The organism is Streptomyces sp. AP-93, assembly GCF_022808175.1.
GTDB lineage: Bacteria > Actinomycetota > Actinomycetes > Streptomycetales > Streptomycetaceae > Streptomyces.
In genome coordinates this window covers 99,791-114,980 of the sequence record NZ_JALGBX010000011.1, presented here as the reverse complement: position 1 = coordinate 114,980, position 15,190 = coordinate 99,791, and the positions used below count along the sequence as shown (strand labels likewise).

General features: G+C 70.8%; 15 protein-coding genes. 4 read left to right on the top strand and 11 right to left on the bottom strand.

Annotated features, from left to right (window positions below; all coding sequences use genetic code 11):
- The 3 genes from MTF69_RS19740 to MTF69_RS19730 all read right to left on the bottom strand — a co-directional run.
- A partial coding sequence (locus tag MTF69_RS19740; RefSeq protein WP_243336244.1) for an ATP-binding protein occupies positions 1 to 2,022 on the bottom strand: 2,022 nt, incomplete at its 3' end.
- A 197-nt stretch (positions 2,023 to 2,219) separates the two neighbouring features.
- Positions 2,220 to 2,543, bottom strand: a complete 324-nt coding sequence (locus MTF69_RS19735) for an STAS domain-containing protein (protein WP_243336243.1) — start codon at positions 2,541 to 2,543, stop codon at positions 2,220 to 2,222.
- Between the two features lie 159 nt (positions 2,544 to 2,702).
- On the bottom strand, positions 2,703 to 3,551 hold the full coding sequence (locus MTF69_RS19730; RefSeq protein ID WP_243336242.1) for a 3-hydroxyacyl-CoA dehydrogenase family protein: 849 nt from the start codon (positions 3,549 to 3,551) through the stop codon (positions 2,703 to 2,705).
- A gap of 197 nt (positions 3,552 to 3,748) precedes the next feature.
- On the opposite strand from MTF69_RS19730, the gene MTF69_RS19725 reads away from it, so the two are divergent.
- Positions 3,749 to 4,321, top strand: a complete 573-nt coding sequence (locus MTF69_RS19725) for a cob(I)yrinic acid a,c-diamide adenosyltransferase (protein WP_243336241.1) — start codon at positions 3,749 to 3,751, stop codon at positions 4,319 to 4,321.
- A gap of 90 nt (positions 4,322 to 4,411) precedes the next feature.
- On the opposite strand, the gene MTF69_RS19720 is transcribed toward MTF69_RS19725, so the two are convergent.
- From MTF69_RS19720 to MTF69_RS19710, 3 genes are all read right to left on the bottom strand, one after another.
- Positions 4,412 to 4,684 carry a hypothetical protein gene (locus tag MTF69_RS19720; RefSeq protein ID WP_243336240.1) on the bottom strand — a complete coding sequence of 91 codons (273 nt, stop codon included), beginning with the start codon at positions 4,682 to 4,684 and terminating at the stop codon, positions 4,412 to 4,414.
- Between the two features lie 60 nt (positions 4,685 to 4,744).
- Positions 4,745 to 5,188 carry a hypothetical protein gene (locus tag MTF69_RS19715; protein WP_243336239.1) on the bottom strand — a complete coding sequence of 148 codons (444 nt, stop codon included), beginning with the start codon at positions 5,186 to 5,188 and terminating at the stop codon, positions 4,745 to 4,747.
- Between the two features lie 138 nt (positions 5,189 to 5,326).
- Positions 5,327 to 5,896 (bottom strand): hypothetical protein, encoded by a 570-nt coding sequence (locus MTF69_RS19710; protein WP_243336238.1) that lies wholly within the window; start codon positions 5,894 to 5,896, stop codon positions 5,327 to 5,329.
- 157 nt (positions 5,897 to 6,053) lie between these two features.
- Between MTF69_RS19710 and MTF69_RS19705 the strand changes: the two genes are divergently transcribed.
- From MTF69_RS19705 to MTF69_RS19695, 3 genes are all read left to right on the top strand, one after another.
- Positions 6,054 to 7,346 carry a sensor histidine kinase gene (locus MTF69_RS19705; RefSeq protein WP_243336237.1) on the top strand — a complete coding sequence of 431 codons (1,293 nt, stop codon included), beginning with the start codon at positions 6,054 to 6,056 and terminating at the stop codon, positions 7,344 to 7,346.
- Complete coding sequence (locus MTF69_RS19700) at positions 7,343 to 7,984, top strand: response regulator transcription factor (protein WP_243336236.1); 642 nt, start codon at positions 7,343 to 7,345, stop codon at positions 7,982 to 7,984. The genes MTF69_RS19705 and MTF69_RS19700 overlap by 4 nt, the downstream gene beginning before the upstream one ends.
- 204 nt (positions 7,985 to 8,188) lie before the next feature.
- Positions 8,189 to 10,033, top strand: a complete 1,845-nt coding sequence (locus MTF69_RS19695) for a glycoside hydrolase family 18 chitinase (RefSeq protein ID WP_243336235.1) — start codon at positions 8,189 to 8,191, stop codon at positions 10,031 to 10,033.
- 64 nt (positions 10,034 to 10,097) lie between these two features.
- Here MTF69_RS19695 and MTF69_RS19690 read toward each other — a convergent pair whose 3' ends face one another.
- The 5 genes from MTF69_RS19690 to atpA form a co-directional block, all read right to left on the bottom strand.
- A complete protein-coding gene (locus MTF69_RS19690; protein ID WP_243336234.1) occupies positions 10,098 to 10,547 on the bottom strand; it encodes a DUF2550 domain-containing protein in 450 nt (149 codons plus the stop codon).
- 155 nt (positions 10,548 to 10,702) lie between these two features.
- Positions 10,703 to 11,077, bottom strand: a complete 375-nt coding sequence (locus MTF69_RS19685; protein WP_243336233.1) for a F0F1 ATP synthase subunit epsilon — start codon at positions 11,075 to 11,077, stop codon at positions 10,703 to 10,705.
- Positions 11,078 to 11,206: 129 nt separating this feature from the next.
- Entirely contained in the window at positions 11,207 to 12,649 is a 1,443-nt protein-coding gene (gene atpD / locus MTF69_RS19680) for a F0F1 ATP synthase subunit beta (protein ID WP_243336232.1), read from the bottom strand.
- Positions 12,649 to 13,566, bottom strand: coding sequence for a F0F1 ATP synthase subunit gamma (locus MTF69_RS19675; protein WP_243336231.1), 918 nt, complete (start codon positions 13,564 to 13,566; stop codon positions 12,649 to 12,651). Before MTF69_RS19675 ends, atpD begins: the two co-directional genes overlap by 1 nt.
- A 20-nt stretch (positions 13,567 to 13,586) precedes the next feature.
- On the bottom strand, positions 13,587 to 15,182 hold the full coding sequence (gene atpA / locus MTF69_RS19670; RefSeq protein ID WP_243336230.1) for a F0F1 ATP synthase subunit alpha: 1,596 nt from the start codon (positions 15,180 to 15,182) through the stop codon (positions 13,587 to 13,589).
- Positions 15,183 to 15,190: the final 8 nt, after the last annotated feature.

Sequence of the window (15,190 nt, the reverse complement as noted above, 5' to 3'; positions counted from 1 at the left end):
ACCGGCAGACAACGAAGTCCCTGCGGCACCGGGAACGCCCGGAACCCGGGGAACCTCGGCAAACGGCGGAGCCCCTGCCACCCCGGCAGACCCCTGAAGCGCAGGAAACGGCGTGATCCCGGCAGCCCGCGGAAGCCCGGCGGGCCCCGGAAGAGCGGGAAGCCCGGGAGCCCCAGCAGCCCCAGCAGCCCCGGGAAGCAGCGCGGTCCCCGCGCCCTCCGGAGTCCCGGCAGCCCCCGGACCAGACGTCAGACCCAGCAGACCCGCAACCGGCAGGGCACCCGGAACACCCGGCGCACCCGCACCCGGCTGCCCCGGCCCGGCCGGCTTCACCGCTCCCCCGGCCCCGGCCGCAGACGCAGACTCGGACGGCGGAGCCAGTCGCAGCGGCGGCGATGTCTGGACCTCCGCCGCCTCGCGGTCGGTGACCAGGGCCAGGGCGCGCCGTCCCGCGACGGTCCCCCGCTTGTCGGCCAGCGCGCCGCGCAGCCCGATCGAGGCCTCCAGTTCGGCCCGCGCCCGGTCGAGGCGGCCCTCGCACAGGGCCAGTACGCCCAGCTCGTGGTGGAAGTACGCCTGCTCCGCGACCTCGCCGGCCTTCCGCGCGGCCTCCGCGCCCGCGCGCAGCACCCGCTCCCAGGCCTCCCAGTGCAGCGAGGCCGCGAACGCCGGTGCCGCCGTCCGCGCGAGCAGTACCGCGGCCACCACATCGGCCCCGGCCAGCGCCGAGAGCACCGCGTCGGCCTCCGCCGCGACCCGCTCGGGGCTGACCGAGGTGTGCCCGGTCCACCAGGCGTAGTGACGGGCGGCCGTACGGGCCTCCTCGGCCGCGGTCTCCCCGTAGCCGGTCTCCTCCAGCTGTCGCGCGACCCCCGCGGCCAGCCGGTAGCGGGCCCCGACGGGGCTCAGCAGCCCGCAGTCGAGCAGCTCCGCGACGGCCGTGTCGGCGTGCGTGTCGCCGACCAGCGCGGGCAGGTGCGCGTGGTGCGGCAGCTCCCCGCCCAGCGCGCAGGCGATCCGCAGGGCGGCCCGCGCCGATTCGCTGACCCGCGAGGCGAGCAGCTCCGCCGGAGCGGCGCCCTCGGCCAGCGTCGGCAGCGGCACGAAGACGGTGTCGCGCGGCTTCTCCTCGAAGACGCCGGGCTCCTCGTCCTCGTCGTCCTCGTCGAAGAGGCCGGTCCGGTTGAGCTCGTCGCGCTGGCGCAGGAGCGCGGCCGCCTGCACGAAGCGCAGCGGCAGCCCCTCGGAGGCGAAGCTCAGGTCCCCGGCCCAGGCCGTTTCCTCGTCCGTCAGCGCCCGCCCGGTGCCCGCTTCGAGCAGGGCCACGCAGTCGGCACGGGCCAGCCCGCCGAGGAAGACCTCTTCGAGGTGCGAGTCGTCGGAGGGGGCCCGGGTGTCGGGGGTGGCGGTCAGCAGGTACGCGCACTCGGGCGTGGCGCGCAGCAGTTCGTCGAGGGCGCTGCCGCCCATGTCGAGGTCGTCGACGAGGACGACGGCGCCTATCTCCGCCACCCGGGCGAGGAGTCCGGCCCGGTCGGGGCGTTCGGCCGGAGCCTCGTACACGGTGGCGTACAGCGCCTGGAGGAGCTCGCCGGGCTGCTGGTGTCCCTGCCCGCAGAGCCGTACGACCCCGTCGGGGGCGAGGTCCGCGCAGGCGTCGGCGACGGCGTCGAGCAGCACCGTGCGTCCGGATCCGGACGGCCCGGTCAGTCGTATGGAGCGGCCGCGCGTGAGGAGGCGTACGAGGCGTACGAGTTCCTCCTCGCGGCCCAGCAGGGGCCGCGCACCGGCCGTGGCGCCCGGCGGTACGGCGGGCCGTGCGGCGGCCGCCGCGGAGGCACGGGCGGCAGGGGTGCGCTTGACCGGCGTGGGGGCGGGCTCGCCGCCGGGGCGGTGCGTCCGGACGATCTCGCTGCCGTCGACGGGGTTCACGGTGAGGGTGAGGTCGCCGGACGTCAGCGTCACCACCCGCGCCGGCGGCTCCGCCGGATCGGTCTGCCCCTGTGTGCTGCTGCGGTCCATGACCAAGTCCCCCGATCGCGCCGTGCGCCCTCGTCTCGCCCGGCCTTCGCTCACGCCGCTGTCGCTAGTGGTCCGGTTTCCGCCCGAACCCTAGACCGTGCCCGGTGGGGCGTGAACCGCAGGGGTGCCTTCACCACCGGACCGTTACGTTTGCGCAGGCCCTGTGGAGCGGGCCCTCACTTGAACGGCGTACGGGGTCACGCGCGCGGCAGGGATTCCGCTTCGAGGCCGCCCTCGATCGCGAGGATCCGGTGCAGCCGGGTCGCCACGAGCAGCCGCTGCATCTGTGGCGGGACCCCGCGCAGGACGAGCCGGCGGCCGGTCCGGCCGGCCCGGCGGTGGGCGCCCATGATCACGCCGAGGCCCGTCGCGTCCCAGGAGTCGAGCCCGGTGAGGTCCAGCACGAGGTCGCCGTGACCGTCGTCCAGAGCGGTGTGCAGGACCGTACGGGCGTCCGCCGCGCTGCGCACGTCGAGGCGACCCCCGACAGCGAGTTCGGCGTGGTCGCCCCTGATGTGCATGTGTACTCCCGGCAGCGCGGTACTGATTGCGTATGGTCCGACTGGTCCGTGGTCGGCAACTCTCACTGCAACTGACTGCCTCAGGGGCAGGGAAGTTGCCGACCGTGAGCGAACCGATACCTAATTCACCCTGTGGGGTGCAGGCTTTCGAACTGGTGCTCAGTGCTTGTAGAAGCCCTGACCGCTCTTGCGGCCGATGTCGCCCGCGTCCACCATGCGGCGCATCAGCTCCGGCGGTGCGAACTTCTCGTCCTGGGACTCCGTGTAGATGTTGCTGGTGGCGTGCAGCAGGATGTCGACGCCGGTGAGGTCCGCGGTGGCCAGCGGGCCCATCGCGTGCCCGAAGCCGAGCTTGCAGGCGATGTCGATGTCCTCGGCCGAGGCGACGCCCGATTCGTACAGCTTCGCCGCTTCGACGACCAGTGCCGAAATGAGACGGGTCGTCACGAATCCGGCAACGTCGCGGTTGACGACGATGCAGGTCTTGCCGACCGACTCGGCGAACGCCCGCGCGGTGGCGAGGGTTTCGTCGCTCGTCTTGTAGCCGCGCACGAGCTCGCACAGCTGCATCATCGGGACCGGCGAGAAGAAGTGCGCGCCGACGACCCGCTCCGGACGCTCTGTCACGGCCGCGATCTTGGTGATCGGGATGGCGGAGGTGTTGGAGGCCAGGATCGCGTCCTCGCGCACGAGCTTGTCGAGCGCGCGGAAGATCTCGTGCTTGACCTCCAGCTTCTCGAAGACGGCCTCGACGACGATGTCGGCGTCAGCGACCGCTTCGAGCTCGGTGGTCGTGGTGATGCGGGCGAGCGCCGCCTCGGCGTCCTCGGCCGTCAGCTTGCCCTTGGCGACGAACCTGTCGTACGAGGCCTTGATCCCGTCGGTACCGCGCGTCAGAGCGGCATCGGTCACGTCGCGCAGCACGACGTCCCAACCCGCCTGAGCGGAGACCTGCGCGATTCCGGAACCCATCAGTCCGGCACCGATGACGGCGAGCTTCCCAGCCACTGCACACCCCACGTTCTTCCCTAGGACACGGCCTCAGATACGGCACAGCCTCGTTCGTTCTCCGGCGGAGACTAGCGTCCGCGAGGGGCCCAGTGACCGCGAAGTAACACGCGTCACGTCTCAGATGACGGACATCACACCGGGACGGCCCAGCAGTGCGACAGGGGCCTGCAGTTGGCCCGCACTAGGGTGGCGGCATGGTGAACCTCACGCGCATCTACACCCGCACCGGCGACAAGGGCACGACCGCACTGGGCGACATGAGCCGCACGGCCAAGACCGATCTGCGGATCTCGGCGTACGCCGACGCCAACGAGGCCAACGCGGCCATCGGAACGGCGATCGCGCTCGGCTCCCTGTCCGCCGATGTCGTGAAGGTCCTGGTCCGTGTGCAGAACGACCTGTTCGACGTGGGCGCCGACCTCTGCACCCCGGTCGCCGAGAAGCCCGAGTACCCGCCGCTGCGCGTCGAGCAGTTCTACGTGGACAAACTGGAGGCCGACTGCGACCTCTTCAACGGCGAGCTGGAGAAGCTCCGCAGCTTCATCCTCCCCGGCGGCACCCCCGGCGCGGCCCTCCTGCACCAGGCCTGCACGGTGGTCCGGCGCGCCGAGCGCTCCACGTGGGCGGCCCTGGAGGCACACGGCGAGGTCATGAACCCGCTGACGGCCACCTACCTCAACCGCCTCTCCGACCTCCTCTTCATCCTGGCCCGCACGGCCAACAAGGAGGTCGGCGACGTCCTGTGGGTCCCGGGCGGCGACCGCTAGAGCGTCCCGCCCGGCCCTGCCGGTGCGGAACGCCCCCACGGTCCCGGCGATCCGGATGTGTCGGATCATCCGGATCATCCGGATGTGTCGTCAGCGGCAGAACGAGGCCGCCCCCGGCGCTGCCCCGGTGCCGCAGGGCAGCAAGCGGCGCGAGGGCTCGTGGCGCGAGGGCTCGTGACGCGGAGCCGGCTGCGGGGCGGCGGCGGGCGGGGCCGCAACGTCCGAGGCGGCGTGCGGGCCGTGACCCCGGCCGGGGAGGGCGTCGACGCGGCCGATGGCGTTGCCGATGAGTTCGGTGAACCAGACGTTGCGGTCGGGCCCCGTCGCGATGTTGAAGGGCACCTTGTCCGCGCCGCCCGGCACCGGGAACTCGGCGGTCTCCCCCGTCGGGGTGATCCGCCCGATGACACCGAACTGGTCGGCTTACCACATGTTCCCGTCGGGGCCGCGGGTGATGCCGTCGGCGCCTCCGCCCGGGTTCGGCCGGGGGAAGAGCGTGATGGCGCCCGTCGGGGTGATCCGCCCGATCTGGTCGGACGCACCCTCGGTGAACCACAGGGCGCGGTCGGGGCCCTGCGTGATGTCGAAGGGGAAGCTCGACTCGGTGGGTAGGTCGAACTCGGTGACGGCGCCGCCGGTCGTGATGCGTCCGATCTTGTTGGCGCCGGACTCGGTGAACCACAGCGCCCGGTCCGGTCCCGCCGTGATCCCGGCAGGGAAGCTCTCGGGGGTCGTGACCGGATACTCCGTCATGTCCCCCACGTCGGCCAGGGCGGGAGCGGCCTGCGTCGCGACCGCGAGCAGGGCGCCCAGGGACGCGGTGAGCAGGCGGTCGAGTCGTCGGCGGATCGTCGGCGTGCCCGGCATGGACCAGCCCCTTTTCGGTGAGCGACGGGAGAGTGGCAGGTGACGGCCTATCAGCTCGCACCCGGGACCGGCCGGCCCGCGCCACCGAGTGGGCCGCGAACCAGCCGACTGCCGTAGCGCGGAACGTCCGCTCGAAACCTAGGGCGCGTCCACGGAGCCGCGCGCGGCGGCCTTCGCCACCGGCGCCCGCTTCGGCCACACCGTGTAGGTGACGGCGATCAGGGCGTGGATGCCGACCACCCGCAGGGCCGTGAGCTGCCACCCGCGCAGCACGGTGGTGTCGCCCGAACCGCCGACGTACCAGATCGCGGCCTGCAGCAGGCCGGCCGCGACGGCCGCCGCGAGGACGGTCCGCGCGACCAGCTTCCATTCGTGGACGGCCCGCGCCCCGCCGTGGCCCGCGCCGGCCGGCTTCGGGCCCCCGGCCAGCCGGTACGCGGCGTGGCCGTCGAGCCAGCGCACCGTGTAGTGCCCGTAGGCGACGGTGTAGCCGAGGTACAGGGCGGCGAGCCCGTGCTTCCAGTCCGGCTCGGCGCCGCCGCGCAGGTCCACCGCGGTGGCCACCAGCAGCACCAGCTCCAGGAGCGGCTCGCACAGCAGGACGGCCGCGCCGGTCTTCGGCATCTTCGCGAGGTAGCGCAGGGCCAGGCCGCCGGCCAGCAGGACCCAGAAGCCGACTTCACAGGCGATGATCAGGGTGACGAGCACGGGAGTCTCCGTTCCTGCGGTGGGGGGATGTCTCCAGCTTCCCGCCCGCCTCGCGCCGATTCCTCGTCGCCGATGACGAATGCGGCGGGGGCGCCCTGCATCCTTCGATGTACGGCGCCTCGGCCGCGATGGCGACGCCCGCCACGGACGCACCCTGTTGGATGGGTCCGTGACCCTCCAGATCCCGCCACCGCACCGCGACGACGTCCTGCTCGCCGTGGTCAGCGTGGCCGCCGGCCTGCTCCTGTGGTCGCTCGGGGTGCACAGCTCCCCCACCCGGGACCTGCTCCCGGCCTGGGCCGCCCTGGTCCCGCTCGTCACCCTCGCCGCGATGGAGCTGCTGCGCCGGAGCATGCCCCGGGTGACCCTGGCGGTCGGCACCGCGGGCCTGATCGCCGACCAGTTCACCGTGGGGAATCTGGCCACCGTCCTGATCTTCACCGACCTGATGTACGCCGCCGTCGTCTACGGCAAACCGGCCATGGCCCGCCGCCTCCCGGTGACCACCGGCCTGATCACCGTCGCCGTCACCATCGCCTCCGTGGCCTGGCTGCGCACCCCGCAGGCGCTGCTGATCGGCGTGGTCACCGGCATCGTGAGCTTCGGCCCGGCACTGACCGGCGCCACCCTGCGCAACCACCGGGAGGCCGCCGTGGCCGCCCGGCTGCGCGCCGAGCAGACCGCGCTGCTGGCCGAAATGGACCGGGCGCAGGCGGTCGTCGCCGAGCGGGCCCGGATGGCCCGCGAACTGCACGACATGGTGGCCAACCACCTCTCCGCCATCGCCATCCACTCCACCGCCGCGCTCTCCATCGACTCCCCCGCCACCAGCCGCGAGGCGCTCGGGGTGATCCGGGAGAACAGCGTCCAGGGACTGGCCGAGATGCGCCGCCTGATCGGACTGCTGCGGGACGCGGGCGCCGGAGAGGAAGCCGTCGCGACGCCCTCGCTGGACGGGCTGGACGCCCTGCTGGACCAGGCCCGTACGAACGGAGCCGCGAGCGGGCTGGACTTCGTACTCCTCGACGACCGGCCCGGGAGCCCCGCCGAGGCCGGGGCGGCCGGGGCGGCCGGAAGCGCCCGGCCGGCCCGCGCGCCGCTGCCCGCCCCGGTGGAGCTGGCGGCGTACCGGATCGTCCAGGAGTCGCTGACCAACGCCCTGAAGCACGCCGCCCCGGGCACGGTCACCGTCCGTCTGGCCCGCGACCGCCCCGCGGGCGGGGGCGGGGGCGGGGGCGGCGGCCGGGGCGGGGGCGGCGCGCTGCACGTCGTGGTCGACTCCCCCTACGGGGAACGCCCCGGCCCCCGCGCACCCGGCTCCGGAGCCGGTCTCATCGGCATGCGCGAGCGGACGGAACTGCTCGGCGGGGCATTCGAAGCGGGCCGCGCGGACGCGGTCTGGCGGGTGCGGGCGACGCTGCCCGTGGAAGAAGGGGCGGTACGGGCATGACGATCAGGGTCGTGGTGGCGGAGGACCAGAGCGCGGTACGGGCCGGGCTGGTCCTGATCCTGCGCAGCGCCGGGGACATCGAGGTGGCGGGCGAGGCCGCGGACGGGGAGGAGGCCGTGCGCCTGGCCCGCGAGCTGCGGCCCGACCTGGTGCTCATGGACGTGCAGATGCCGCGCCTGGACGGGGTGTCGGCGACCCGCCGGGTGGTCGCGGAGGGCTTGGCCGACGTCCTCGTGCTCACCACCTTCGACCTGGACGAGTACGTCTTCGGCGCGCTGCGCGCGGGCGCGTCGGGCTTCCTGCTGAAGGACGCGGACGCGGCGGAGCTGATCGGGGCGGTACGGACCGTCGCGCGCGGGGAGGGCCTGATCGCCCCGGCGGTGACCCGCCGGCTGATCGCGGAGTTCGCCGATCCGCGACCCGTACGGGTGCCCGTGCCGGCGACGGTGGAATCGCTGACCCCGCGCGAGCGGGAGGTCCTGGGGTGCCTGGGCGAGGGCCTGTCGAACGCGGAGATCGCGGTGCGCCTGGAGATGGCGGAGGCGACGGCGAAGACCCACGTCAGCCGGGTGCTGGCCAAGCTGGAGCTGCGCAGCCGGGTCCAAGCAGCGGTGCTGGCACAGGAGTTGGGGCTCTAGCCGAATCCGGCCGGAAATATGTCCGAGGCCGCTACAGGAGGTCTGGACCTCTTGACGGTTGGTCCAGACCTTTCTACTCTCACGCACAACTGTGGTGAGCGTGCCATGACAAGGACGTCATGCGGGCACGCTCACGGGCGGCGCAGGTCCCACCCCCATGCAGCGGCCGTCCCCACGGCCGCTGCGGACCTCGGAGGAGCACCCTTGAGCACAGCACCCCCACGACGCGCATCGCTGTTTCGAAGAGTCGCGGCCGCACTGGCCGTCCTCACCCTGCCCGTCGCCGGACTCGTGGCCATCGCCGGCCCCGCCCAGGCAGCCGCCTCCGCCACCGCGACGTACACCAAGGTCTCCGACTGGGGCTCCGGCTTCGAGGGCAAGTGGACGGTGAAGAACACCGGCACGACCACCCTCAGCAGCTGGACCGTGGAGTGGGACTACCCGGCCGGCACCGCCGTCACCTCCGCCTGGGACGCCACGGTCACCAGCTCGGGCACCCACTGGACCGGCAAGAACGTCGGCTGGAACGGCACCCTCGCCCCGGGCGCCACCGTCAGCTTCGGCTTCAACGGCACGGGCTCCGGCGCCCCCAGCGGCTGCAAGATCAACGGCGGCACCTGCGACGGCACCCCCCCGGGCGACACCCCGCCCGGCGCCCCCGGCACCCCCACGGCCACCGGCGTCACCGACACCAGCCTGACCCTCGGCTGGGCCGCGGCCATCGACGACAAGGGCATCAAGAACTACGACGTCTTCCGCGACGGCGTCAAGATCGCCACGGTCACGACCCCCTCCTACGCCGACTCGGGCCTGACCAAGGGCACGACGTACGGCTACACGGTCACCGCCCGCGACACCATCGACCAGACCGGTCCCTCCTCCGGACCCCTCTCGGTGACCACCACCGGCGGAGTCGTCGATCCCCCGCCGCCGGGCGGCCCCGTCAAGCTCGGCTACTTCACGAACTGGGGCGTCTACGGCCGCAACTATCACGTGAAGAACCTGGTCACCTCGGGTTCCGCGGCGAAGATCACCCACATCAACTACGCCTTCGGCAACGTCCAGGGCGGCAAGTGCACCATCGGTGACTCCTACGCCGACTACGACAAGGCCTACACCGCCGACCAGAGCGTCGACGGCGTCGCCGACACCTGGGACCAGCCGCTGCGCGGCAACTTCAACCAGCTGCGCGAGCTGAAGAAGAAGTACCCGAACATCAAGGTGCTGTGGTCCTTCGGCGGCTGGACCTGGTCCGGCGGCTTCGGACAGGCCGCCGCCAACCCGGCCGCCTTCGCCCAGTCCTGCTACGACCTGGTCGAGGACCCGCGCTGGGCCGACGTCTTCGACGGCATCGACCTGGACTGGGAGTACCCGAACGCCTGCGGCCTGACCTGCGACACCAGCGGAGCGGCCTCCCTGAAGAACATGATGCAGGCCATGCGCGCCAAGTTCGGCACGAGCAACCTGGTCACCGCCGCCATCTCCGCCGACGGCTCCAACGGCGGCAAGCTGGACGCCGCGGACTACGCGGGAGCGGCGCAGTACGTCGACTTCTACAACGTCATGACGTACGACTTCTTCGGCGCGTGGGCGGCCCAGGGCCCGACGGCCCCGCACTCCCCGCTCACCTCGTACACCGGCATCCCCCAGCAGGGCTTCAACTCCGAGGCCGCCATCACCAAGCTCAAGGGCAAGGGCATCACCGGCTCCAAGCTCAACCTCGGCATCGGCTTCTACGGCCGCGGCTGGACCGGCGTCACCCAGGCCGCCCCGGGCGGCACCGCCACCGGCCCGGCCGCCGGCACCTACGAGCAGGGCATCGAGGACTACAAGGTCCTCAAGGCCACCTGCCCGGCCACCGGCACCATCGCCGGCACCGCCTACGCCAAGTGCGGCAGCAACTGGTGGAGCTACGACACCCCCGCCACCATCGCCGGGAAGATGACCTGGGCCAAGCAGCAGGGCCTCAAGGGCGCCTTCTTCTGGGAGTTCAGCGGCGACACCACCAACGGTGAGCTGGCCTCCGCGATCCACAGCGGACTGCAGTAGAAAGACCGAAGCCGGGGAGACGGGTCCGCCCTCGTCTCCCCGGCTTCTTCATGCCCGAATGTGATCAGGCGACGTTCACCCGTTGCCCGGGCGGAGCCGCCTCCAGCCACGCCAGGAAACCGGTCAGCGCGTCATCGCTCATCGCCAGTTCCAGGCGGGTGCCGCGGTGCGCGCAGCAGAGTACGACGGCGTCGGAGAGCAGGGCCAGCTCCTCCTCGCCCTCGGGCGCACGGCGGGCGATGACCTCGATGGAGGACCGCTCCAGCAGCCGGCGCGGCCGCGGGGAGTAGCTGAAGACACGGAACCAGTCGATGCGGTCACCGCTGTAGCGCGCGACCCCGTACACCCAGCCCTTGCCGGAGACGTCCGGTTCCTCGGACACGCCCCAGCGCATGCTGCAGTCGAAGGTGCCGCCGGAGCGCTGGATCAGCCTGCGGCGCAGCCCGAACACAAACAGCCCGATCACCACCAGGGCCACGACGACCAGGCCGCTCACAAGCAGAGCGAGGAGCATCTTTCACCGACCTCCTCGCTCATCGAATAAACCCAAACGACAGCGTTCCTGCCAGACGGAGTCTGGGGGACCCGTATCGCCTCAGCCGCGACCCGGTCCGGAAAATTCCGGAACAGGCCGCGGCTGAGGTTTGAAACTCTTACCGGTACCGGGGCTCAGCGCCCCGAAACCGCGCGCAGCCGGACATCGGCGCGACGCTCGGAGACCGAATCGGTCTCCGCCTTCGCGCGCTCCAGTGCCCGCTCCGCCCGCTCGACGTCGATCTCGTCGGCAAGCTCGGCGATCTCGGCCAGCAGCGACAACTTGTTGTCCGCGAACGAGATGAATCCGCCGTGCACCGCGGCGACAACAGTGTTGCCCCCGACGGTACGGATGGTCACCGGGCCCGATTCCAGCACACCGAGAAGCGGCTGGTGACCGGGCATGACGCCGATGTCGCCGGACGTGGTGCGGGCGACAACCAGGGTGGCCTCGCCGGACCAGACATTCCGGTCCGCCGCGACCAGCTCGACGTGCAGCTCAGCAGCCATGGTGGCTCCTCGGGTCACCACCCGGCGGAAAGGCCGGGTGTTGGGTCAAATTCTAATGGGCGTGAGGAGAGGGACGGGACACACCCGTCCCTCTCCGTCAGTCAGCTGTGCTCACGGATGAGCGCGGCTTCAGGAGACGCCCAGCTCCTTGGCGTTGGCCTTGAGGTCCTCAATGCCACCGCACAGGAAGAACGCCTGCTCGGGGAAGTGGTCGTAGTCTCCGTCGCAGATCGCGTTGAAGGCAACGATGGACTCCTCGAGCGGAACGTCCGAACCGTCGACGCCGGTGAACTGCTTGGCGACGTGCGTGTTCTGCGACAGGAAGCGCTCGACGCGACGGGCACGGTGGACAACGAGCTTGTCCTCCTCGCCCAGCTCGTCGATACCGAGGATCGCGATGATGTCCTGGAGGTCCTTGTACTTCTGCAGGATCCCCTTGACGCGCATCGCCGTGGCGTAGTGGTCCGCCGCGATGTACCGCGGGTCGAGGATGCGGGACGTCGAGTCCAGCGGGTCCACGGCCGGGTAGATGCCCTTCTCGGAGATCGGACGGGAAAGAACCGTCGTCGCGTCGAGGTGGGCGAAGGTGGTGGCCGGCGCCGGGTCGGTCAGGTCGTCCGCGGGGACGTAGATCGCCTGCATCGAGGTGATCGAGTGACCGCGGGTCGAGGTGATGCGCTCCTGCAGCAGACCCATCTCGTCAGCCAGGTTCGGCTGGTAACCCACGGCGGACGGCATGCGGCCCAGAAGGGTCGACACCTCCGAACCGGCCTGGGTGTAACGGAAGATGTTGTCGATGAAGAAGAGCACGTCCTGCTTCTGCACATCGCGGAAGTACTCCGCCATGGTCAGACCGGCAAGCGCGACGCGAAGACGGGTGCCCGGGGGCTCGTCCATCTGGCCGAAGACAAGCGCCGTCTTGTCGATGACGCCGGACTCGGCCATTTCCTCGATGAGGTCGTTGCCCTCACGGGTACGCTCACCGACGCCCGCGAAGACCGACACACCGTCGTGGTTGTTGGCGACGCGGTAGATCATTTCCTGGATCAGAACGGTCTTGCCGACACCGGCACCACCGAACAGACCGATCTTTCCACCCTTGACGTACGGGGTGAGAAGGTCGATGACCTTGACGCCGGTCTCGAACATCTCGGTCTTCGACTCGAGCTCGTCGAAGCGGGGCGCCTTGCGGTGGATCGGCCAGCGCTCGGTGACGTTGGCGTTCTCCTCCGGGTAGTTCAGCACCTCACCGAGGGTGTTGAACACCTTGCCCTTGGTGAAGTCACCGACGGGGACGGTGATGCCCTCGCCCGTGTTGATCACCGTGGCCTGGCGGACCAGACCGTCGGTCGGCTGCATCGAGATGGTACGGACGAGGCCGTCACCCAGGTGCTGCGCGACCTCGAGGGTCAGGGTCTTGAGCTTGCCGTCCTCGGCCGGGTCTGCGACCTCGACCTTGAGGGCGTTGTAGATCTCGGGCATGGCGTCGACGGGGAACTCCACGTCGACGACCGGGCCGATGACCCGGGCGACGCGGCCCGTGGCGGCGGCCGTCTCAACAGTGGTCGTCATTACTTGTCACTCCCCGCGGTCGCGTCAGCCATGGCGCTCGCGCCACCGACGATCTCGCTGATTTCCTGGGTGATTTCGGCCTGGCGGGCCGCGTTGGCAAGCCGGGAGAGGCTCTTGATGAGATCCCCGGCGTTGTCGGTAGCCGACTTCATCGCGCGGCGGCGGGCGGCGTGCTCGGAAGCGGCCGACTGCAGCAGTGCGTTGTAGATGCGGCTCTCGACGTAGCGCGGCAGAAGGGCGTCGAGGACGTCCTCCGCCGACGGCTCGAAGTCGAACAGCGGAAGGATCTCGCCCTTCGCACCGCCCTCTTCTTCGACCTTGTCGAGGCTGAGCGGCAGCATCCGGCCGTCCACCGCGTTCTGCGTCATCATCGACACGAATTCCGTGTAGACGATGTGCAGCTCGTCGACGCCGCCCTCGGCCGTAACCGTCTGGATGGCCTCGATCAGCGGCGCCGCGACGCGCTTGGCGTCGGCGTAGGCCGGGCTGTCGGTGAAGCCGGTCCACGACTCCGCGACCTTGCGCTCGCGGAACCCGTAGTAGGCGACACCCTTACGGCCGACGATGTACGTGTCGACCTCCTTGCCCTCGCCGCGCAGCCGCTCGGTGAGCCGCTCCGCCTGCTTGATGGCGTTCGAGGAGTAGCCGCCGGCCAGACCGCGGTCGCTCGTGATGAGCAGGACCGCGGCACGCACCGGTGCCTCGACCTCGGTCGTCAGGGCGTGCTTGGTGTTCGAACCGGTCGCCACCGCGGTCACCGCACGGGTGAGCTCGGTCGCGTACGGCATCGATGCCGCCACCTTGCGCTGCGCCTTGACGATGCGCGAGGCGGCGATCATTTCCATCGCCTTGGTGATCTTCTTGGTCGCCGTGACGGCACGGATGCGACGCTTGTAGACCCGGAGCTGCGCTCCCATGAGTCAGGTCCCTTCCGTCGTCACTTGGAGACGTTGACGGCCGGCGCGTCCTCGCCGAGGAGCTTGCCGTCCGAGGTCTCGAACTGCCGCTTGAAGGCGGCAATGGCGTCCGCGATGGAGGACAGGGTGTCGTCCGACATCTTGCCGCCGTCCGCGATGGAGGTGAGGAGCTCCTTGCGCTCGAGGCGCAGGTGGTCCAGCAGCTCCGACTCGAAGCGACGGATGTCGTTGACCGGGACGTCGTCCATCTTGCCGGTGGTGCCGGCCCAGACGGAGACGACCTGCTCCTCGACGGGCATCGGCTGGTACTGGCCCTGCTTGAGCAGCTCCACCAGACGCTTGCCGCGCTCCAGCGAGGCCTTCGAAGCGGCGTCCAGGTCGGAACCGAAGGCGGCGAACGCCTCCAGCTCGCGGTACTGGGCGAGGTCCAGGCGCAGACGGCCGGAAACCTGCTTCATGGCCTTGTGCTGGGCCGAGCCACCGACGCGGGAGACCGAGATACCGACGTTCAGCGCCGGGCGCTGGCCCGCGTTGAACAGGTCGGACTCAAGGAAGCACTGGCCGTCGGTGATGGAGATGACGTTGGTCGGGATGAACGCCGACACGTCGTTCGCCTTGGTCTCGACGATCGGCAGACCGGTCATCGAACCGGCACCCATGTCGTCGGAGAGCTTGGCGCAACGCTCCAGCAGACGGGAGTGCAAGTAGAAGACGTCGCCCGGGTAGGCCTCGCGGCCCGGCGGACGGCGCAGCAGCAGCGACACGGCGCGGTAGGCGTCGGCCTGCTTCGACAGGTCATCGAAGATGATCAGGACGTGCTTGCCGGCGTACATCCAGTGCTGGCCGATGGCCGAACCGGTGTACGGCGCCAGGTACTTGAAGCCGGCCGGGTCGGACGCCGGGGCGGCGACGATCGTCGTGTACTCGAGCGCACCGGCGTCTTCCAGGGCGCCGCGAACGGACGCGATGGTCGAGCCCTTCTGGCCGATGGCGACGTAGATGCAGCGAACCTGCTTGTTCACGTCGCCCGAGCGCCAGTTGTCGCGCTGGTTGATGATCGTGTCGACGGCCAGAGCGGTCTTGCCGGTCTGACGGTCACCGATGATCAGCTGACGCTGACCACGGCCGACCGGCACCATCGCGTCGATGGCCTTGTAGCCGGTCTGCATCGGCTCGTGGACCGACTTGCGGACCATGACGCCGGGCGCCTGCAGCTCGAGGGCGCGGCGGCCCTCGGTCGCGATCTCGCCGAGGCCGTCGATCGGGTTGCCGAGCGGGTCGACAACGCGGCCGAGGTAACCCTCGCCGACGCCGACGGAGAGCACCTCACCGGTGCGCTGCACCGGCTGGCCCTCTTCGATTCCGCTGAACTCGCCGAGGACGACCGCACCGATCTCGCGCTCGTCGAGGTTCAGGGCGAGACCAAGGGTTCCGTCCTCGAACTTCAGCAGCTCGTTCGCCATGGCGGAGGGCAGGCCCTCCACCTTCGCGATGCCGTCGCCGGCAACGCTGACCGTACCGACCTCCTCGCGCGAGGCCGCGTCCGGCTGGTACGACTGGACAAAGTTCTCCAGTGCGTCCCGGATCTCCTCCGGCCGGATCGTGAGCTCCGCCATCTGGGTTC